The sequence below is a fragment of the Methylobacterium sp. 001424705 genome, from assembly GCF_059816145.1.
In genome coordinates, this window is sequence record NZ_JCBANU010000031.1 from 18,645 (window position 1) to 38,398 (window position 19,754).

15 protein-coding genes and 2 tRNA genes are annotated in these 19,754 nt (G+C 63.2%); 5 read left to right on the top strand and 12 right to left on the bottom strand.

From position 1 onward, the window contains the following. Nucleotide 1: 1 nt before the first annotated feature. The 7 genes from AC6EUL_RS19870 to AC6EUL_RS19900 all read right to left on the bottom strand — a co-directional run bounded on the left by AC6EUL_RS19870 (nt 2) and on the right by AC6EUL_RS19900 (nt 9,592). Nucleotides 2–2,881 carry an SNF2-related protein gene (locus tag AC6EUL_RS19870; RefSeq protein ID WP_499872200.1) on the bottom strand — a complete coding sequence of 960 codons (2,880 nt, stop codon included), beginning with the start codon at nt 2,879–2,881 and terminating at the stop codon, nt 2–4. Nucleotides 2,882–3,370: 489 nt separating this feature from the next. Next, the gene (locus AC6EUL_RS19875) at nt 3,371–5,173 is read right to left on the bottom strand and encodes a relaxase/mobilization nuclease domain-containing protein (RefSeq protein WP_499872202.1); all 1,803 of its coding nucleotides are present in this window, start codon (nt 5,171–5,173) and stop codon (nt 3,371–3,373) included. A gap of 14 nt (nt 5,174–5,187) precedes the next feature. After that, nucleotides 5,188–5,475, bottom strand: a complete 288-nt coding sequence (locus tag AC6EUL_RS19880) for a plasmid mobilization protein (protein ID WP_499872204.1) — start codon at nt 5,473–5,475, stop codon at nt 5,188–5,190. A 1,461-nt stretch (nt 5,476–6,936) separates the two neighbouring features. Next, on the bottom strand, nt 6,937–7,230 hold the full coding sequence (locus AC6EUL_RS19885; protein ID WP_499872208.1) for a helix-turn-helix transcriptional regulator: 294 nt from the start codon (nt 7,228–7,230) through the stop codon (nt 6,937–6,939). 194 nt (nt 7,231–7,424) lie between these two features. After that, nucleotides 7,425–8,630, bottom strand: a complete 1,206-nt coding sequence (locus AC6EUL_RS19890; protein ID WP_499872210.1) for a site-specific integrase — start codon at nt 8,628–8,630, stop codon at nt 7,425–7,427. A gap of 122 nt (nt 8,631–8,752) precedes the next feature. Beyond that, a tRNA-Arg gene (locus AC6EUL_RS19895) sits at nt 8,753–8,829 on the bottom strand. Nucleotides 8,830–9,232: 403 nt separating this feature from the next. Then, nucleotides 9,233–9,592, bottom strand: a complete 360-nt coding sequence (locus AC6EUL_RS19900; RefSeq protein WP_499872213.1) for a hypothetical protein — start codon at nt 9,590–9,592, stop codon at nt 9,233–9,235. A gap of 572 nt (nt 9,593–10,164) precedes the next feature. Between AC6EUL_RS19900 and AC6EUL_RS19905 the strand changes: the two genes are divergently transcribed. Next, nucleotides 10,165–12,522 (top strand): M10 family metallopeptidase C-terminal domain-containing protein, encoded by a 2,358-nt coding sequence (locus tag AC6EUL_RS19905; RefSeq protein ID WP_499872214.1) that lies wholly within the window; start codon nt 10,165–10,167, stop codon nt 12,520–12,522. A 361-nt stretch (nt 12,523–12,883) separates the two neighbouring features. On the opposite strand, the gene AC6EUL_RS19910 is transcribed toward AC6EUL_RS19905, so the two are convergent. Then, nucleotides 12,884–12,968: transfer RNA gene (locus AC6EUL_RS19910), tRNA-Leu, on the bottom strand. Between the two features lie 139 nt (nt 12,969–13,107). On the opposite strand from AC6EUL_RS19910, the gene AC6EUL_RS19915 reads away from it, so the two are divergent. After that, nucleotides 13,108–13,689: a YqaA family protein gene (locus tag AC6EUL_RS19915; protein WP_056215313.1), complete on the top strand. Its 582-nt coding sequence runs from the start codon at nt 13,108–13,110 to the stop codon at nt 13,687–13,689. Nucleotides 13,690–13,709: 20 nt separating this feature from the next. Next, complete coding sequence (locus tag AC6EUL_RS19920; RefSeq protein WP_499872217.1) at nt 13,710–14,198, top strand: disulfide bond formation protein B; 489 nt, start codon at nt 13,710–13,712, stop codon at nt 14,196–14,198. Between the two features lie 3 nt (nt 14,199–14,201). Here AC6EUL_RS19920 and AC6EUL_RS19925 read toward each other — a convergent pair whose 3' ends face one another. The 4 genes from AC6EUL_RS19925 to cpdR all read right to left on the bottom strand — a co-directional run bounded on the left by AC6EUL_RS19925 (nt 14,202) and on the right by cpdR (nt 16,283). Next, nucleotides 14,202–14,693 (bottom strand): DUF1178 family protein, encoded by a 492-nt coding sequence (locus tag AC6EUL_RS19925; RefSeq protein ID WP_499872219.1) that lies wholly within the window; start codon nt 14,691–14,693, stop codon nt 14,202–14,204. 36 nt (nt 14,694–14,729) lie between these two features. Beyond that, a complete protein-coding gene (locus tag AC6EUL_RS19930; protein WP_056215303.1) occupies nt 14,730–15,578 on the bottom strand; it encodes a carbon-nitrogen hydrolase family protein in 849 nt (282 codons plus the stop codon). Then, a complete protein-coding gene (gene grxC / locus AC6EUL_RS19935) occupies nt 15,575–15,832 on the bottom strand; it encodes a glutaredoxin 3 (protein WP_056215299.1) in 258 nt (85 codons plus the stop codon). The genes AC6EUL_RS19930 and grxC overlap by 4 nt, the downstream gene beginning before the upstream one ends. Nucleotides 15,833–15,926: 94 nt before the next feature. Then, nucleotides 15,927–16,283 carry a cell cycle two-component system response regulator CpdR gene (gene cpdR / locus AC6EUL_RS19940; RefSeq protein ID WP_003603128.1) on the bottom strand — a complete coding sequence of 119 codons (357 nt, stop codon included), beginning with the start codon at nt 16,281–16,283 and terminating at the stop codon, nt 15,927–15,929. A gap of 208 nt (nt 16,284–16,491) precedes the next feature. Here cpdR and AC6EUL_RS19945 point away from each other — a divergent pair, with 208 nt between their 5' ends. Both AC6EUL_RS19945 and scpA read left to right on the top strand, forming a co-directional pair. Next, on the top strand, nt 16,492–17,400 hold the full coding sequence (locus AC6EUL_RS19945; RefSeq protein WP_056275644.1) for an N-formylglutamate amidohydrolase: 909 nt from the start codon (nt 16,492–16,494) through the stop codon (nt 17,398–17,400). A gap of 167 nt (nt 17,401–17,567) precedes the next feature. After that, a complete protein-coding gene (gene scpA, locus AC6EUL_RS19950) occupies nt 17,568–19,733 on the top strand; it encodes a methylmalonyl-CoA mutase (RefSeq protein ID WP_056491700.1) in 2,166 nt (721 codons plus the stop codon). Nucleotides 19,734–19,754: the final 21 nt, after the last annotated feature.

The following is a 19,754-nucleotide window of genomic DNA, read 5'->3' on the forward strand; positions in this document are numbered from 1 at the left end:
GTCATGCGGCAATTTTCCACCTTATTTGAAATAAAAGCTCAAGTTCTGGCTTTATGTCTAAGCTTTTTTCAAGTTTGTCGAGGTTTGCCTGGGCGGCTTCGCGCAAAGCATTCCGGCGGGTGAAAGTCTCGAATACAATACGATCCCGCTCTTTTTCTAAGGATTTGATCCGGCGTTGCTCATGGATCTTCTCGTCGAGGGTAAGGGTAGCATTACTCCGAAGCGCACGGGCCGCGGCCCTTGCCTCCACGTCCAACTCCTTCGACCGGGCATCGGTCGCCCGCATTAGGTCTTCAGCTTGGGCATCAAGGCGCTCGTTCTCTTCATCCAACCATGACGCGTTCTGCGCTCGCGCTTCTTCCAGGCGCACTGTTTCATGCTCGCGTTCCACCGTTAGGAGATCCGCCTCCGGCAGCTGCACGTCCGGCGCTCCCAGGTGCTCGCCCGGCGTCAGGAACAGGTGGTCCACTGTTTCTGGGTCAAGTTTGTCGCCCGCGTCCGTCATTGCGGCGATTACGAAGGTCTCGCGCGGTGCTCCTGCCTCAACGGTCGTGCCAAGTTTCATGCGTGACACCCGGAGCCATCCAGCCTGCCCCTTCAAATGATCGACATCTGCGAACCCCGGCAGGCCCAAGGCACGAAGCTGGTTGGGATCGAACACTACGGTTCCATCTGGAAGGGCTCGCGTAGCTGCCCTTTCGACAAGGGCTGTTGCAAGGCTATCATCCCCGAGGCGGAAGAAGCGCCAGCCCCGGTCGTCGGCCAGCGGCCACTCGGTCGTCCAGGTCGCACCCTCGAAATCGAACCGGCGGCTCAGTCCTTGGTTGGAGGCTTCGTCATGGAAGCGGGCCTCCGGTAGCTCGACACGTGCGACTGTTAGAAGCCCACGCTCGAAGTCGCTGAGGAGAGCGATGATATCCTCGTTGCGTGCCTTTAGGCGGGCTACAACGCCCTGGTCCATGTGATCGAACAGCTTCCGTCTGGCGTCCGCCATATCAGCGGCGATGCGCTCGTCTAAGGCCTCTTCCAGCTTGGCGAAGGCGCTCTCGATTTCTGCGTCGGTCCTGCACGACTGGGCGATCCCGAGGATATGACGCTCGAAATCCACTCCAGACGCAATCGCCCCGAGCACGCCATCGCTGGCTCCGAACACCCCCTCAAACAGGCTGAATTTACGGCGAAGGAGGTCATGGACTCGCGCCTCCACCTTGTTGCGGAGGTTGAGAAAATTGACGACGACGACGTCTTGTTTCTGCCCGTATCGATGGCAACGGCCGATGCGCTGTTCGACACGCTGGGGATTCCAGGGCAAGTCGAAGTTACAGAGGAGCGAGCAGAACTGAAGGTTGATGCCCTCCGCCCCACTTTCGGTGGCAATCAGGACCGTCGTTTCGTCGCCTCGGAAGGCATCGACGATAGCGGCCTTGGTGTCGGCGCTCTTCGATCCAGAGATGGCCTCTGTACCGGCATGGCGCTCCCTCCATTCGCGGTAGACGGCCTGGCTGCCGGGATCTGAATTCGTGCCATTCAACAGAACGATACGGCCTTTATGGCCGCCGCGCGCAAGAATGTCGGCAAGATAGCGCTGCGTCTGAACGCTCTCGGTGAACACGACGACCTTGCGTCTGCCCCCTTTGATCGAAACCTGGTCGAGGAGCGCGGGGAGTTGAGCGACGAGCATGTCGCCCTTGGCATTCGAGCCTATGCTGCGTGCGAGGGCAAGATAGCCCTCTACCTCGGCAATCTCCTGCTCAATCGCCGCGAGGTTCGCCTGGACGGGACCACCATCTTCGTCATCGTCGGCGCCTGTCTCATCCCTGGCCTCGGCCATGAGTTCGTCGGTGTCGTCTATATCAGCTAGCGCTTTCACGCTCATAGCCTGGCGCGCCTCTAAGCGGCTTAACACGGTCTCTAGGAACCGTGTGATCGCAGCCGTCGACGACCCGAGGATTTTCCGAGCGACGGTGAGGAGGAGGGGATTCGGACGACTTCCGAAGGCAATGCTGTTGGGCCGCTGAAGGTAGGCAGAAACGCAATTGTAGAGGTCTACTTCCTGCTCAGCAGGCTCGAAGTTGTATGTAACAACTTGACGCTGAGTGAAGGCGACATGACCAGCCGCCTGCACGTCCTTACGAAGGTGGCGTTTATATACCGGCTCTAGGCGCTTCCTAAGCCCAGCGAGGGTGACGCGATCCGGCGTACCTCCGTAGAGAGTTCGAAATGAACTCTCGTCACCGAAGAAGCTGTCATCGATCATGGAGACGAGCCCATAGAGCTCCATCAAGGTGTTCTGGAGAGGCGTCGCTGTGAGGAGAATTTTGAAGCGCTGACCAAGCGCCTGCTTCAGTTCTTTCGCCCTGGCCGAGCCCGAGGCTCGATAAACATTCCGGAGCCTGTGCGCTTCGTCGAACACCACGAGATCCCACGGCACGGCTCCAATTTCAGAAGCCTTACGTGCGGCAAACTCGTAGGAGGTGAGGACGACGGCGTTGGTGGTCTCGAAAGGCCGCCTGCCTGCCTTCGTTGCCTCACGATGTGATTTCGTTTCCATGATGACGCTGGCGAGGCTGAACTTTTCCCGCAACTCCTGCGACCACTGCTTCCGGAGTGAGGCCGGAACGACTAGCAGGATGCGGCGACGCCTCTCAGCCCAGCGCTGCGCTATGACGAGGCTTGCCTCGATGGTTTTCCCCAGACCCACCTCGTCCGCAAGGATGGCGCCTTTTGAGAGGGGTGAATGCAGGGCGAAAAGAGCGGCATCAACCTGATGCGGCTTCATCTCGACGCGAGCGGTCGAAAGCGATTTAGCTAGCGATGCCTCGCCTGGCCCTTCCAGAAGAAGCCGACGAGCGGCGAATTTCGAGTGGTAGTGGGTAAACACGCGCCCCCCAGGATTCGAAGTTGCGGGAGCGTTACCCATGTCGTGGCAAGGCGCAACAGAACGTTCAATAATTTTGAACGTTCCAGTTTCTTCCGACAGGGGCCTATGAGGCATCCTCGGCCTGTTGGAGCATTTTACGAAAGATTTGGAAGGTTTTGAGGAAAAGCGCGCCGTGCTCAACGAATGCCCGTCCAGACACCGTTAGGGGCTCGGCGTGAAGGCCCGCTTCCCCGTTGAACAATTTGACACTCAGGGCATCTTCAACACGCCTCACAGCCTCCGTAATCGTCGCGGGGGCAACCCCGTGCTTCTCGGCGGCTCGGCGCCTAGCACCCCTTGGTTGACTGCCAGTGGCGACGGCGACATCCCACACCATTTGGATGTCCAGCATCCGAACTGAAGCCTCAGTGGATGACGGTTTCGGACGGTCTGCGGGCCGCCCTGGTAGGGGGTCGAGGCGACTCCTGCCAACTTTCATTCCTCGCTCCATTATCGCGCCCTCAACATCCCCGAACTCGCCACATCCTCATCGCTGTCGTTCAGCTCACGCTGGATATTCCTAGCCTGGGCAACCCTCCGACCAAGCTCCAGCAATCCAATTTCGCCAGCATGGACGAGGCCGGGGAGGCGGCAACACAGATCTAACCCGGTCTCCGCAGCCTCTTTTTCCAGCTTGAGTTGCTCGGCCTTGGCGACCCATTCGGTGCGATGGGCCTCCTGTGCAGCGTGATGGCGACGCTCAGCGTGTGCGAGGATTTGCCGGGCGCCGAGTTGGCGACCTTGGTCTCGTTCAACCACGGCCCATTTTCGTTCCCATTCCAAACGTAAGGCCTCGACGCGTTTTACCCTGGCCTTCTCATGGCCGGACACACGGCCAAGGAGGCGGTGCCACCAAGGTGGCTGGTGATAAAAAGCGACGTTGTAGGCCCGCAGCGCATCGTCGGCGATTTTGGAGGATTCCCCCCATCTGGCCGTTGCTTCTTCGAGCGCCGACCGAGCAGTCTGGAGCTCCGCTGCCTCTGCGATCGAAGAGGTCGCCATGACCCCGGCAAAGTTCGCTTCCGTGACGATGGCTGCGAGCTTAGCTGGGACGCGTTCCTTGGCAGGAGAGGCGAGAGCTTTAGCCCGGTCGAGGAGTGCTGCGATGGTATCCGCATGACGCTCAACCTCCAACGCGATCCTGACGTTGGCGGCGCTTACCCCTTCAACATCTCTCGCACCGCCCGCTCCACTACGGGTTGGCCCAAAATCGCGATGATCCGCTCCTGTCCCGAACGGACCTGCTCCACCGCGTCCAACGTCGCCTTCTGAAGCTGGATGAGGATGTCGGTCGGGCTCTGCCCCTCCGGAGACTGTGCCCTGGCCGCCAAGCGCGCCACTGGCACCATGAGACGGCGAAGCGCCTGGGTATCCTCCAGGATCGTTTCCGCCACCGAGGTTCCGGTCTTCTTCTCGTTCGACATGATCATTCTCCATCCGTGACAGGATTGCCGCCTTCCTGGCTTTGGACAGGCGGTCGAGCGAGCCGAGGAACGTGCCGTCATCGGTCTCTACAATGTACGTTCGAGGCTTCTGACCCGGGACAACCCGAAGTCGTTGCTCGGCGAGGGCTACTTCAAGAGCATCCCGGGTCGTCGATTGGAGCCATGCGAGCGCGACAAAAGCCTTGAGGGCGGGCAGGTCGTATCCCTCACGAGCTGCCTTTTGATGGGAGGCGGTAGAGAATGCTTCGGCGGGCGACGCATCTGGAGTTGCCGCCATCACGCGTTCTAGTAGGTCGGCGACTATGCCGTGCCCCTCCTTGCGGAGGGCTGCCACCACGGCCTTGCTGTGTGGCCCTGGTGTTAACGGATGACCCAAGCTGTGCTCGGCAAGGCGGGCTACTTTCTCCTGTCTGGCAAACGAGTGTGAGCTGCTGAGCGTTTTTCCATCTATCGGGTCTACCTCAGGAACCAGCACATGAAGGTGCCGAGTAAACAGAGCCGCGTGGACGCGAGCCTTGCTGTGTTCGATGACCACGGCAGCGCCAGGGTCGAAGCCGAACTCCGTTCCCAGTCGGCTCACAACATCAAGCATCTGCTCACGGGTACAGGCTTGCCCTGGGGAGACGATAAAGTGGCGGATCGCGTATACCCTGGAGCGCGCCCTGGCGTCGTTCAAGGCATCCTGAACGTCGCGTTCGGTACCCTGGACGATGGTGATTTCATCGTTCTCATCGCCGCGGAGAACGTGGTCTAGGGTCCGCTTTGTGACCGAGCCGCGGGCTTTGATTCGGACCGACTTGATGATCATGGTCGCGGCCCCCTTCAGGAAAGGTGGCGGGCGACAGTGCGTCGAAGGTTCGCCGCCACCGTGGTGATATTACGAGCGGTTTCGTCCGGCAGGCGTTCGGCCGCAGCATCGAGGATGTTTGCGAGGCGGCGAATGTTCGCGAGGTCTGCCCGCACCGTGTCGGGGGTTACACCGCGCATTGCATCCCCAAGGGCGCGTCGGGCGAATGCGCTGAATGACAGACCGTTTTCGCGGGCAGACGCTTCGAAGCCTGTGCGCTCCTTGGCAGTTAGTCGGAACTTCGCTGTGGTGTTGAGGGCCATCGCTTCCGGTTCCTTGGGGGTGCACGGGGGGACTTGTCCCCCCTGCCTAGCTGCCGTCCCACGGACGGCATGGCTGGCTGTTCCGATATGATTTTCGCCTGCGACCGGATTCGTGAAAGCCCCTCGTGCCCACAAAAGCGCTTGAGAATGACGGGCGGGATAGACCTCCGCCAACGAACTGAAGACCAATGCGAGGCGAGGAGTTTCAGAAGCGGGTCTGGTGGGAGAGGTCATCCGTCTCCTCGGCTCGCTTCGTAGTAGGAATTTATCGATGCACTACGTGTCGGTGTCTCCCTGTAGTCATTGTGGCCACACGAGCGGTTCCAGGCCTCTCGCGCGCTCCGTATGGCCAGCCGGAGGTCGTACCGCGCAGTCAACTCTGGCCAGGAGCCCGTCCATCCAAGGACGAGAACTGCAGGCCGCAGGACATTTCCCTGCCACGCCAAGCGGACGGCGAGGGCAATGGGGCCGGAAACCCGAGTGGTTCGCGATGTCGGATGCCGAGGTGGCTTCTGAGCTTTCGGAACGATAACCACTTCGCCGTCGTGCATCTCCGTCAGCCGGTGTGTCGCGGGCACGATTGTGGCGCGATATGACCGCAATGGTCCAAGTACCTCCACCCAGTGGAAATCCCTGGTCCCCATCCAGAAGAGGCCAAAGGCTTCGTCATCAAGCCCAGTTCGTCCAGCATTGTCCGGGAGGGGCACGCCTGTCGTGTAGGAGGCACCGGTGTTGAGTTGAGCGTCCCTGAATACGCTCACGTCGAGTTCCGGAACCAAAGCTTCGTTGAGGCGCCACTGGCGAGGGGCGATGAGGTAAGCGATGCGGGTGACGGGACGTTGCACTCGGCTGATGCTCTTGGGGTCCATCAAGAAGCGAGCGTCGAGGTAGTCTCTCACCTCCTGAAGTGTTCCCCCTTCAAGATAGAACAAAAAGTGAACATGGTCGTCTATGACCCACCCATTCGCACATGGGCGTGGATGACGCGCGACGAATAAGGTCTCTATCAGTCCCCGTCGCTTCAGGTGTTTGATCGCCCGGCCAGCCTCGGTAATGAAATCCATGTGAGCACGGTGATACGCCGCCACATGGGCCTTGCCCTGCTTAGATCGCAAGACAACCTCATAAACACGGAGGTTACTTCCCGGCCCGTTCGCAGGGTCGAAAAATAACGTTGCCAATCGAAGATGCTGGCCATTCTCTGAGGCTGCCACGGTTTGAAAGAACCGCCTATTGCAGTAGACGGGAGAAAGCGGAGTTGCGATTTCTCCCTCGCTTAGAAGATCAACTGCCATCACCTCGTCGCGGCGACGGTATGCATTGATGCCAAGCTCCTCGCAGCGTTCTGCCAGCCACCTATCGTAGGCTGCGCGCCCTCTCGCCGTCGCCTCTTCGTCACGATTTCGTGTGCGTCCGCAGGCGTCGAAACGTCCGACGATTCTCGTCGGTCTCGGTGACGGCTCAGTCATTGACTGCAGCCTGGGCTGCCGTCTGCCGCTCGGCGACGCTGGGACGCCCACGCCGCCGCCGGGCGGCTGACGGCGTTATCGGAACAGGCGAAGCCGCTGGAGCGCGATGAGCTTCCACCCATGCCGCGAGGTCGGCAGGAGCAAACAGCACACGCCGACCAATGCGGGTCGGAACTGGTCCATTACCTCGATGCACGAGGTCACGAAGGGCCTGAACGGACGGAAGACCTAGGAGGCTGGCAGCCTCTTCATAAGGATACAAAAGGCGCGTAGGCGCATGCAGCATGGCGCACGTCTCCTGTCGGGAGAAGTGGCCACGCGCGTGTCTCGGGCACGTGGTAGGTAGGCCTCGAACTCGATCTTTACCAACGACACAACGGGAGCCATCGCGCCCGGACCAGCATGTCGGTCCGTCGATTTTTAAGGTGGATCACTCAGACATCGCCCACTTAACGGTTATCCGGCGTGCCGGCGGATTCGTCAACTAGCATCGCTAGGCGTACGCCGCAGGCCCGCTAACTTCGCTCCGAGGTGGCTTCCACGGGCCGTATAGTAGCGTTTCACACTCTTCGGATCCCGCCAGTCACCCTGCGCCATCACGTCCAAAAGCCCCCAACCACTCTCCACGAGACGCGAGGCCAACTCATGACGGCTATCGTGGATGCGAAAATGGCCGAGGCTCACCTTGGCGCGCGCTCGATTGAACGCGCCGGTGATGGCATCGTGGGTCGTGCGGAAGACCCGATCATCCATCTTGGAGCGTGGGAGGGCGGAAAGTAGCTCAACCGCGCGTGGCGACAGCCCTATTTCAACGGTACGGACCTCACTGGGATTGCGGCTGTTTTTGACGCCCCGGAGCGTAGCTCGGCATCCCTCTAGGTCGATGTCTGACCAAAGCAGGGCCATCATGGAACCGCGACGCGCACCGATCTCGACGCCAATCTCAACGAAAGGCGCAAGCCACGGATTCGCAGACTCACGGCACATGTCTAGCAAACGCGTCCAATCGCTGTCGTCGAGCCGGACATCACGCTCATCTGAAACTGTGGGACGCTCAACTAAACTTTTATCCAATGGATTAGAGACCAATTTATAGCGACGCATAGAGAAATCAAATATGCGTTTTAGAAGTGTCATCTCCCGCTTAACCGTACCCGGAGCTATCGTCTTCTGAGGTTTTGGCGGCGCTTTGCTTTTTGCAGCATTAGCACGGGGCTTTCCGTCTTTGTTGAACCGCTTTAGCGGCACAATTTCGGATTTGTATCGACCGCGGCCGCCCTCAACTCCGCGGAGTGCAGGTTGCAATAGCCTCCTGTCGCGCCATGCTTCAAACATCTCAGGTGTGAGGTGGGCCAATGCGTGACCGCACAGCTTCTCTTCAACCCTCATAAAACGTTCAAGTCTGGCTCGCTCTGATTTGCGAGAGGGTTCGCCTGGACGCTTGTCAGTGACCTCGACAAGATAGGCCGTGATGGCCGTTTTCAGCTTTGTTCGCTCCGCTTCACGCCTGTCGATCAGACGACCCGTTTTCCGAATTTCGTCTAGCCGCCTGAGACCCCATTCGTCCGCAGCGTCATGCGTGAGGAAATCGCGGGATTCGTATGGGTAGCCAGTTTTTCGAATTTGGGCACGCCACGATCCGTTCGGACGCTGCGTAATCGTCAGGCCTTTCGCCGCCTTCGCCATATCGCTCTCCGACTGGCTTCATACGGCTAAGCCGCTTGTGCCAGAACTGTGCCAGAAAATCGTTGGCAAAGGCCCCTTTAACAAGACCTCAGAGCTAAATGCCTGCTAACATGCAGGAAATTTGGCGCACCCGACACGATTCGAACGTGTGACCTTTGCCTTCGGAGGGCAACGCTCTATCCAGCTGAGCTACGGGTGCTGACCGTGCCGCTCTGGTAGCCCATGCAAGGGCGCCGCGCAACGGGTTCGTGAAAGCGTTTCGGCCACGTGAAGGGCGGCAGCGCGTGGAGGGCGACGCTCACACGTCCGAAGCGGGACGGCTGTGCCCCGCACGAAAGGTGACAATCGGTTGTTCGTGACAATAACCCAGCAGAAGCAGCCGGGCCCGGCCCGACGGCGGCCAACTCGGACCCGTTCGTTGATCTGCCGACGGAATTAGGGTGGGACTGCGGAACGGGACTTGGGTCGTGGACAAAAGCCCGGTGTGAGGCCGGTCTCCGTGTCCGCCAACGAAGGGCAATCCTCGTCACCGTAACGCCCGAACCGAACGGCCGGATCGCGTCACGATCGATCCGGGCCACCTCAATCCCGTGATCATACAGCTAGTCGAGCGGTGCTTGGGCCGGGTCGCCGACGATCTCGCCGTCAGTCAGGGCACTCGCTTCGGAGCGTTCGAGGCGCGGCTCGATGCCCCTCCGGGGCGGCGCGCAGCCATTGCAGACCGAAGACATGGCGCGGCGTGCACGCATCGCGATCCTTCGATCGAACGCATCCATCGCCGCCACGGATTTCGCATGCGCCTCCTCGAGATGGCCTCCGATCCTGGCAGGATCGGTATCGCCCGGGATCCCCGTAGCGCTCTGGAGCGGCAGATTGACACGACGAATCGATGGCCGGGCCGCCGCATTTGGAGGCGCGCCACAGAACAGTACGATCAGCAGTGAGACGACAACGCGGAGCAAATCGAGAAATCCTACACCGCTGCCGTATCGATCGACATCTGAGCTGAACCAAGACCGACCTGTGGCGCGGGGCCATGATTGAGCCGACACGTCTTCATCATCCCCTCCCGGTCGACGAACTCTGGCTTCGGGAGGAGGACAATCGAGAAGGAAAGGTCGTAGATAGAAAGGATCCCTCAACCCTTTTGAGAAAACGATAATAGAGCACCGCTCGCTGCCCGCATTCGGGCTCCCGATACAGGGGCATCAAAGGCTGCTCTATGCTGCGGTGCCGCCAAGCCAGACCCCGAGCCAAGCCTGCACCCCCGATTGGGTGAAGCAATGCTGCCACACCGCATGGAATAAATACTTTAGCATAGTTCCTGTGGATACGATCCGGTGCAAACTTGCTTAGCGAGCCGAAGGACTTAAGCGCATTTTCGATTTAAATTTTATGATTTTGATCGAAATTGAGCAGCCATAAAAACACTTTGAACATCTGAAGCCGGTTTGGTTTGGAGGAGAAATTGACTAATACTTCCGCCTCTGTCTCCGCGAGCGGCAGTCAAGATGTTGATGGATTGCTGTCTGGCTTGCGCTGGGCGAACGCCCGGATCACGTTCAGTTTTCCGACAGTTCCGGCTCAGTACGAATACAGCGGTGAGAAGAATAATACCTTCGATTCATTCAGCGTACGGCAGCAGGAGGCTGCCCGAAGCACCTTGAGCTCGATCGCGTCAATCGCAAATGTCTTTTTCACCGAGGTGGATGGAGGGGCCGGCGATTTGCGCTTTGCCATGTCGGATATGCCCCCAACCGCGTGGGCTTACTATCCGGGCAATACCCCCAAAGCCGGTGACAGTTGGTATGGAAATACGAATGGGTGGTACGATGATCCGGTCGTCGGCAATTATGCTCTTTATTCGATCTTCCATGAAATTGGGCATGCACTTGGCTTAAAGCACGGTCATGAGACCGATGTCTTCGGTGCCATGACCTACGAACATAATTCAAGCGAATTTTCTCTGATGACCTACAGTTCCTATGTAGGCTCAGATGGAATGTATGCCTATAATGAGGCGAATGGCTTCCCTCAATCGCTGATGATGTATGATATTGCAGCACTGCAATACATGTACGGAGCGAATTATAACATCAACGCAGGTGATAATCGATACCAGTGGAACCCCGCGACTGGTCAGCTCTCAATCGATGGAAATGGATGCTCCATTCCATCGGAAAATCGCCTGTTCATGACGATCTGGGATGGGGGAGGAATTGATACATATGATTTCTCGAACTATGGGACGGATCTCAGTATCGATCTGTCTCCCGGAGAATGGACGGTGACCTCCCTTGGTCAGCTGGCCATGCTCGGAGAAGGTCGTCGGGCGGCTGGCAATATCGCCAATGCCCTCCTTTATGAAGACAATATCGCGTCGATCATCGAGAACGCCATCGGCGGATCGGGCAACGATACGATTGTCGGAAATACTGTTGACAATGTGCTGGCCGGTGGTTCGGGCAACGACACGCTGAACGGCGGGGCCGGAGCCGACCGGATGTACGGCGGGCTCGGCAACGACACCTTCGTGGTGGACAGCACCGGCGACACCGTCATCGAGTACACCAACCAGGGCACCGACACCGTCCGCGCCGCGATCTCCTACGCGCTCACCGCCAACGTCGAGAACCTGACGCTCACGGGCACGGGCACCATCGACGCCACCGGCAACACGCTCGCCAACATCCTCACCGGCAACGAGGCCGCCAACACCCTGTCGGGGGGGGCCGGCGATGATCGGCTCGTCGGTCTTGGGGGCAACGACATCCTCGACGGCGGCGTCGGCAACGACACCATGGTCGGCGGCAGCGGCGACGACACCTACGTCGTCAACGCGCGCGGTGACGGGGTCATCGAGGCCGCCAGGGAAGGCATCGACACCGTTCTGGCGTCGATCAGCTACGACCTCGGCGCCCATGTCGAGACCCTGACCTTGACCGGCACGGCCGATCTCAAGGGCACCGGCAACGACCTCGACAACATCCTCATCGGCAACACGGGCAACAACCAGCTCTACGGTGGTGCCGGCAACGACCGCCTCGACGGCGGCCTCGGCGCCGACACCATGGCGGGCGGCACCGGCAACGACACCTATGTCGTGGACAATGCGGGCGACTCCGTCATCGAACTGGCCAATCAGGGCACCGACACGGTCGAGGCCTCGCTCTCGTACACCCTGGGCAGCGGGGTCGAGACCCTGATCCTGACCGGCTCGTCCGACACCGACGGCACCGGCAATGCTCTGGCCAACGTGCTGACCGGCAACGCGGGGGACAATCATCTCTCCGGGGGCGCCGGCAACGACACCCTCTCCGGCGGGGCCGGCAACGACACGCTCGATGGCGGCACCGGCAACGACACCCTCTCCGGCGGCACGGGCGACGACACCTACATCGTCGACAGCCCGACCGAACGGGTGATCGAACTGGCCGGGGAAGGCACCGACACGGTCCTGGCCTCCGTGACGTTCAAGCTGCAGGGCAACCTGGAGACCCTGACGCTGACGGGCACCGACGCCATCAACGGGACGGGCAACTTCCAGTCCAACATCCTGATCGGCAACAGCGCCGCCAACATCCTCGACGGCAGCGGCGGCAAGGACGTGCTCACCGGCGGCGGCGGCAACGACACCTTCGTGTTCCGCGCCGGCGAGACCCACGGCGACAAGGTCATGGACTTCACCGGCGCGGGTGCGGCGGCCGGCGACCACCTGGCATTCTACGGCTTCGGCACGGGCGCCACGCTGAGCCACATGACGGGCACGGACCTCTACACGATCACGGCGGATGCAGCCCATGGCGGGCTGAGCGAGACGTTCCAGCTCGCCGGCGTGACCGACCTCGACCTCGTTGCGGGTCTGGGACGCGACGTGTTGCTCGTCGCCTGAAGACGACACCCGAAAGAAAGACAGACCTGCGGTGCACCCGCGCCGGAGGTCTGCTCCGGCCCACCGGCATCGAGATCCGAGCTCTGCGAGGCGCGTGTCGACCGCATTCGGTCGGATCGCCCTCGTATCACGGGTCCGCGAGCGGTCGGAGCCGACCGGACCATCCGTCATAGATTATACCAGGGGCTGAACTGGCTCTCGGCCGTCCTCGCAAGCTCAGGCAGGCCAGAGCAGGTTTCTGCCGAGAGTCGCCAGGGCGAGGTCGTCGATCGCGCGCTTTTCGGGGGCCGTCGGCCGAGGTGAGGCGGATCAAGGCGCGCCTGGGCGCTTGGGCCGAATCGAGGCTGCCGAAGGCGCCGGGTGGTGCGGGCGGTCGGAATCGAACCGACACTCCTTGCGGAACCGGATTTTGAGTCCGGCGCGTCTACCAGTTCCACCACGCCCGCAGCGGTCGCGTCATCGCACACCTTCCCGGTTTCGGCCAGTGGTGTTTTCTTCGTAGTGCGGTCTGCGAGCGCTCGCCAGGGACGGCGCCGTATGGTCAAAGGGCGCCGCCCATCCCCTCCAGCCCTCTCGGACCCCTTTATGATCCGTCGCCTCTACGAGTGGATCCTTGCGCTCGCGGGCAAGCCCTCCGCACCCTATGCCCTCGGCGCGGTGGCCTTTGCCGAGAGCTCGTTCTTCCCGGTGCCGCCGGACGTGATGCTGGTGCCGATGGCGGTGAGCCGGCCGGATCGGGTCTGGTTCTACGCCCTCATCACCACCCTGGCTTCGGTGGCGGGCGGCCTCGTCGGCTACGCGATCGGCGCCCTCCTGTTCGATTCCATCGGCCAGTGGGTGTTCCGGGTCTACGGCCTGTCCGACAAGGCCGCCACCTTCCAGGCCTCCTACGCAGAGTACGGACACTGGGTGATCCTGCTGAAGGGCCTGACGCCGATCCCCTTCAAGCTCGTGACCATCACCTCGGGCTTCGCCCATTACGACCTGTTCTGGTTCGTGGTGCTGTCGCTGCTGACGCGGGGCGCCCGGTTCTTCATCCTGGCGGGACTTCTGGGCCGCTACGGCGTTCAGATCCGGGGGGTGCTCGACCGCCACCTCAACGTGGTGGCGGCGATCTCCGTCGCCGTGATCATCCTCGGCTTCGTGCTGTTCAAGGTGTTGCTCTAGACCAAGGTGATCTTAGAGAGATGGATTACGCCTCGCTCCTGCGCCTGCGCCGCGCCGCCCTCCTCCTGCTCGTCGGATCCGTGCTGACGCTCGCGGGCGCCTGGTACTTTCAGTGGGGGCTCGGCTACGTGCCGTGCAAACTCTGCCTGCAGGAGCGGATTCCCTACTACGCGGCGATTCCGTTGGCGCTCCTGGGCCTTGTCCTGCCCGCCCGGGCCACCCGCCTCGTCCTCGGCCTCGCCGCCCTGGGCCTTCTCTACGGGGCCGGACTCAGCGTCTATCACGCCGGGGCGGAGTGGAGCCTCTGGGCCGGACCCACCGATTGCGGGGGCGGCGCGGGCGCCAATCCGTCCGACGTCGGCGATTTTCTGAACGCACTCCAGAGCACGCGCGTGGCCGACTGTTCCACGGCGGCCTGGCGCCTGGCCGGGATCTCTCTCGCGGGCTGGAACGCGCTCATCGCCTTCGCCCTGGCGTCGGTAGCCGGAACCGCCGCGCTGAAGCACTGAGACTCAATGCCGGTCGTCGGAGGCCGGCGGCAGGGGCGCCACTGCAATGCCCTCGTCCACGAGGGCGCGCGCCTCGTCCAAACTGGCCTCGCCGTAGATCGCTCGGGTCTCGGTCTCCCCGTAGTGGATCCGCCGGGCCTCCTCCGGGAAGCGCGTTCCGACATCGTCGGCGTTCCGCGTCACCGCCTCGCGCATGGCCCACATCAGGGCGCGCAGGCGCTGCTCGGGTTCGGTGAGCGCCAGTTGCGGTGTCGTGTGCGGTGCCGCGGGGATCGAGCCCGCCTCCGAGGAGAGACCCGCCGGGGCCGGCGGGGCGCGGGAACCGCGATCCGTTCGGGCGACCGAGGGCGCCATCATGCTCTTGCCGACCCGGACCGAGCCGCAGACCGGGCAGGAGACGAGTCCGCGCGCCGCCTGCGCATCGAAGGAATCGCTCGAGGGAAACCAGCTCTCGAAGCCGTGCTGGGCCTCGCAGACGAGGGTATAGCGGATCATCGGGTCACGGTTTTCGGAAGACGTGTGCGAGCGGCGTCAGGAAGGGCGCCCCACCCGCTGGATCGTGAAGGGGCGGGCATGCTGCAGGGTCGGAATGCGGGCGCGGGCATCGGCCACGCGGGCGAGGTCGATCTCGGCGAGGATCACCCCCGGCTCGGCCCCGTCGGCGTCGGCCAGGATCCGGCCCCAGGGATCGACGATGAGGGAATGGCCGTAGGTGTCGCGCCCGTCCTCGTGGTGCCCCCCCTGGGCCGCCGAGATCATGAACGAACCGGTCTCGATGGCGCGGGCCCGATGCAGCACGTGCCAATGCGCCTCCCCCGTCTGCTTGGTGAAGCAGGCCGGCGCCGTCAGGACGGTGGCGCCCGCCTCCGCCAGGGCCCGGTACAGGGCCGGGAAGCGGATGTCGTAGCAGATGGCGAGGCCGATGGCCGCCCAGGGCGTGTCCGCGACGACGGCGCAGGCGCCCCCCGTATAGGTCGCGGATTCACGCCAGCGCTCGCCGTTGGGCAGGTCGACATCGTAGAGATGGAGCTTGTCGTAGGAGGCGGTGATCGCCCCCTCCGCATCGATCAGGAAGGCGCGGTTGGCGACCTTGTCGCCGTTGCGCACGGCGAGTGACCCGATCTGGATCACGATGCCGCGCGCGCGGGCGACGTCGCGCAGGGCCGCCAGCGTCGGGTCGTCGTCCTGGGCCGTGACCTTCTCGAACAGGCTCGCCTTGCTGCGCTCCACCAGGGAGGTCATCTCGGGGGTCTGGACGTAGTGCGCACCGGCATCCGCGGCCTCGCGGACCAGGGCCACCGCGGCGTCGCGGTTGGCGAGGGGCTCGCGGCCCGAGCGCATCTGCACGCAGGCGGCCGTGAATTTCGGCGCGTCGCTCATGCGGCCACCAGGGCGTCGAGCTTGCCGGCGCCATTCAGGGCATAGAGGTCGTCGCAGCCACCCACATGGGTGTCGCCGACGAAGATCTGCGGCACGCTCGTGCGGCCCCCGGCGCGCTGAACCATGGTGGTGCGCGAGCCGGATGTCCGCTCGACGTCGATCTCGGTGAACGCGATGCCCTTGTCGCGCAGCAGGCTCTTGGCCGCCGAGCAGTACGGGCACCACGCGGTTGTATAGATCGTGACCGGCTTCATCGTCGAAACGCCCCATCCCAATCCGTACAGCATATAGGCGAGCCGGCGGGCTCTTCCTACTGCCTCGATTCGGTGGGGGTGTCGGCGGTTACGCTCAGGCGGCCAGCAGCTTCTCGACCTCGTTGACGAGATCGCGCAGATGGAAGGGCTTCGACAGGACCTTGGCGTCCTTGGGGGCCTTCGAATCCGGGTTCAGAGCCACGGCGGCGAAGCCCGTGATGAACATCACCTTGATGTCCGGGTCCAGTTCGGTGGCGCGGCGCGCCAGCTCGATCCCATCCATCTCGGGCATCACGATGTCGGTGAGGAGCAGCTCGAAGGGCTCCTCGCGCAGGCGATTATAGGCCGACAGCCCATTGTCGAACGACAGCACGTCGTAGCCGGCGTTCTGCAGCGCCTTGGCCAGGAAGCGGCGCATGTCGTTGTCGTCTTCCGCCAGGAGGATCTTCATCGAGCAGCGTCCCGTACCTTTGATTCGATGTGTTCTTTCCACAAAGCACCGGCTTGGTAAACAGAACGTTGCCGGCCCGTCGGGGCGGGGGTGTCCAACGGCACGAGCGGCGGCCTCGCGGCACGCCCGTCCTGCTGGACAGGCGAGTCGGCAACCCGCAAAGTGGGGCGATGCGTTGTCCCGTCCGCACCGAGGCGCCCGCGCCGCGATGACAGAGCCGTTCCAGACCCCCGAAGCGTCCGGGGCGGCAGCCTTCGATCCGCCCTTCACGGTGGACGAGCCGACGGCGCATACCCTCCCCTTCGTCTTCAACACGCCGCATTCCGGCACGGTCTACCCGCCGGCCTTCCTGGCCGCCTCGCGCCTCGACGGGCTCGCGCTGCGGCGCTCGGAAGACGCGCACGTGGACCGGCTGTTCGCCCCGGTGGTCGATCTCGGGGCGCCCCTCATGCGGGCGCATTTCCCGCGGGCCTTCCTCGACGTGAACCGCGAGCCCTACGAACTCGACCCGCGCATGTTCGACGGACGCCTGCCAGCCTTCGCCAACACCCGCTCCATGCGGGTGGCGGGCGGCCTCGGCACCATCCCACGCCTCGTGGCCGACGGTCAGGAGATCTATCGCGGACGTCTGCCGGTGGCGGCCGCGGTCGAGCGGATCGAGGCCCTGTACAAGCCTTATCATCGCGCGCTCCGCAGCCTGATCCAGCGCACGGCGCGCCAGTTCGGGCACGCCATCCTGATCGACTGCCACTCGATGCCGTCGTCGAGCCTCGGGCGCGACGAAGCGGCGCGGGCCGACATCATCCTCGGCGACCGTTTCGGCACCGCCTGCGCGCCGATCCTGATCGACGCCTTCGAGCACCACCTGCGCGCCCGCGGCTACCGCGTTCTGCGCAACAAGCCCTACGCGGGCGGCTTCATCACCGAGCACTACGGCGAGCCGAACGTCGAGCGCCACGCGCTGCAGATCGAGATCAATCGGGGCCTCTACATGAACGAGGCGAGCCTCGCGATCACGCCGGGCTTCTCGGAATTGGTCTGGCACCTGCGCAGCGTCGTGGCGGCCGTCGCCGCCGAGGTTCGGGGTCTTGCCCCCTCTCGGATGGCCGCCGAGTAGGGCCGTCCGACAAGAAAGTTTTGGCAGCGGCCCGAAAAGATTTGCCGGCCGCTTGCGCGAAAGTGACGGTTTTGCCGCCCCCATCCGGGCGAAGTCCGGATAGGAGTAGCCCAGATTGCGCGCGTACCTATAATGCCGGGACGCCGCCGCCGCACGAGCCAGAGCCCATGACGTCTCGCATCCCAGACTTCGCGACCGTTCCCTACGCGGCCGATGCCGTGCCGGCTCCGGTGCCGCCCACGGGCGAGCCCTGGATGACGCCCGAGGGCATTCCGGTGAAGGGCGTCTACGGCCCCGAGGATCGCGAAGGCATCGAGTTCCTCGACACCTATCCGGGCGTGGCGCCCTACCTCCGCGGCCCCTACCCGACGATGTACGTGACCCAGCCCTGGACGATCCGGCAATATGCCGGCTTCTCCACGGCCGAGGATTCGAACGCGTTCTACCGGCGCAACCTCGCCGCCGGGCAGAAGGGCCTGTCGGTGGCCTTCGACCTCGCAACCCACCGGGGCTACGATTCCGACCATCCGCGCGTCTCGGGCGATGTGGGCATGGCCGGTGTGGCGATCGATTCGATCTACGACATGCGGACGCTGTTCTCAGGCATCCCGCTCGACGAGATGACCGTCTCGATGACGATGAACGGCGCGGTGCTGCCGATCCTGGCCCTCTACATCGTCGCGGCCGAGGAGCAGGGCGTCCCGCCGGAAAAGCTCGCCGGCACGATCCAGAACGACATCCTCAAGGAGTTCATGGTCCGCAACACCTACATCTACCCGCCGGCGGGTTCGATGCGGATCATCGGCGACATTTTCGCCTACACCTCGAAGAATATGCCGAAGTTCAACTCCATCTCGATTTCCGGCTATCACATGCAGGAGGCCGGGGCGACGAACGACCTCGAGCTCGCCTACACGCTGGCCGATGGTGTCGAGTACATCAAGGCGGGCCTCGCCGCCGGGCTGACCATCGACCAGTTCGCTCCGCGTCTGTCGTTCTTCTGGGCGATCTCGACGAACTTCTTCATGGAGATCGCCAAGATGCGGGCCGCGCGCCTGATCTGGGCCAAGCTCGTCAAGGAGTTCGAGCCGCAGAGCGACAAGTCGCTGCCCCTGCGCACCCACAGCCAGACCTCGGGCTGGTCGCTGACCGCGCAGGACGTCTTCAACAACGTCACCCGCACCTGCATCGAGGCGATGGCGGCGACGCAGGGCGGCACCCAGTCCCTGCACACCAACGCGCTGGACGAGGCGCTGGCCCTGCCCACCGACTTCTCGGCCCGCATCGCCCGCAACACCCAGCTCTTCCTGCAGCAGGAGAGTGGCACGACACGCATCGTCGATCCGTGGGGCGGCTCCTACTACGTCGAGAAGCTGACCCAGGACATCGTCGCCCGCGCGTGGGAGCACCTGCGCGAGGTCGACGAACTGGGCGGCATGGCCAAGGCCATCGAGGCCGGCATCCCGAAGCTGCGCATCGAGGAGGCGGCCGCCCGGGCCCAGGCCCGGATCGATTCCGGCCGCCAGACCATCGTGGGCGTGAACAAGTTCAAGCCCGACGACGACCGCGCCATCGAGTTGATGCGCGTCGACAACGGCAATGTCCGCACCCTGCAGATCGACAAGCTCAAGCGCCTGCGCGCCGAGCGCAGCCAGTCCGATGTCGACGCCGCCCTGGCGGCGCTGACGGCGGCGGCGCAGGGGACGGGCAACCTCCTCGAACTCGCCGTGAACGCGGCGCGGGCCAAGGCCACTGTGGGCGAGATCTCGGACGCCCTGGAGAAGGCCTGGGGCCGTCACCGGGCCGAGATCCGCTCGATCTCGGGTGTCTACAAGCGGGAGGTGGGTGGCATGTCACCGGTGGTCGAGACCGTTCGCAAGCTCGTGGAGACTTTCGAGGAGAATGACGGGCGCCGCCCGCGCATCCTCGTCGCCAAGATGGGCCAGGACGGGCACGACCGCGGCCAGAAGGTCATCGCCTCCGCCTTCGCCGATCTCGGATTCGACGTGGATATCGGACCGCTCTTCGCGACCCCGGCCGAGGCCGCCCGGCAGGCGGTCGAGAACGACGTCCACATCGTCGGCGTGTCGTCGCTGGCCGCCGGCCACCTGACCCTGGTGCCGGAGTTGAAGGCCGCTCTCACCGAGCAGGGCCGCGGCGACGTGATGATCGTCATCGGCGGCGTGATCCCGCCCGGCGACTACGACGCCCTCTACGCCGCCGGCGCCTCGGCGATCTTTCCGCCCGGCACCGTCATCGCGGAGGCCGCCGTGAAGCTGATCGAGGAATTGAACGGGCGCCTCGGCTACGCCGCGCGCCAAGCCGCCGAATAAGGCATCGGGTCGAGCGCACCA

What these genes read in the sequence shown, in the direction of transcription:
- AC6EUL_RS19945 (WP_056275644.1), top strand. Translation starts at nt 16,492, where the DNA reads ATGACAGAGCCGTTCCAGACCCCCGAAGCGTCCGGGGCGGCAGCCTTC.
- scpA (WP_056491700.1), top strand. Translation starts at nt 17,568, where the DNA reads ATGACGTCTCGCATCCCAGACTTCGCGACCGTTCCCTACGCGGCCGAT.
- AC6EUL_RS19930 (WP_056215303.1), bottom strand. Translation starts at nt 15,578, where the DNA reads ATGAGCGACGCGCCGAAATTCACGGCCGCCTGCGTGCAGATGCGCTCG.
- AC6EUL_RS19925 (WP_499872219.1), bottom strand. Translation starts at nt 14,693, where the DNA reads ATGATCCGCTATACCCTCGTCTGCGAGGCCCAGCACGGCTTCGAGAGC.
- AC6EUL_RS19875 (WP_499872202.1), bottom strand. Translation starts at nt 5,173, where the DNA reads ATGATCATCAAGTCGGTCCGAATCAAAGCCCGCGGCTCGGTCACAAAG.
- AC6EUL_RS19880 (WP_499872204.1), bottom strand. Translation starts at nt 5,475, where the DNA reads ATGGCCCTCAACACCACAGCGAAGTTCCGACTAACTGCCAAGGAGCGC.
- AC6EUL_RS19915 (WP_056215313.1), top strand. Translation starts at nt 13,108, where the DNA reads ATGATCCGTCGCCTCTACGAGTGGATCCTTGCGCTCGCGGGCAAGCCC.
- AC6EUL_RS19890 (WP_499872210.1), bottom strand. Translation starts at nt 8,630, where the DNA reads ATGGCGAAGGCGGCGAAAGGCCTGACGATTACGCAGCGTCCGAACGGA.
- AC6EUL_RS19920 (WP_499872217.1), top strand. Translation starts at nt 13,710, where the DNA reads ATGGATTACGCCTCGCTCCTGCGCCTGCGCCGCGCCGCCCTCCTCCTG.
- AC6EUL_RS19885 (WP_499872208.1), bottom strand. Translation starts at nt 7,230, where the DNA reads ATGCTGCATGCGCCTACGCGCCTTTTGTATCCTTATGAAGAGGCTGCC.
- grxC (WP_056215299.1), bottom strand. Translation starts at nt 15,832, where the DNA reads ATGAAGCCGGTCACGATCTATACAACCGCGTGGTGCCCGTACTGCTCG.
- cpdR (WP_003603128.1), bottom strand. Translation starts at nt 16,283, where the DNA reads ATGAAGATCCTCCTGGCGGAAGACGACAACGACATGCGCCGCTTCCTG.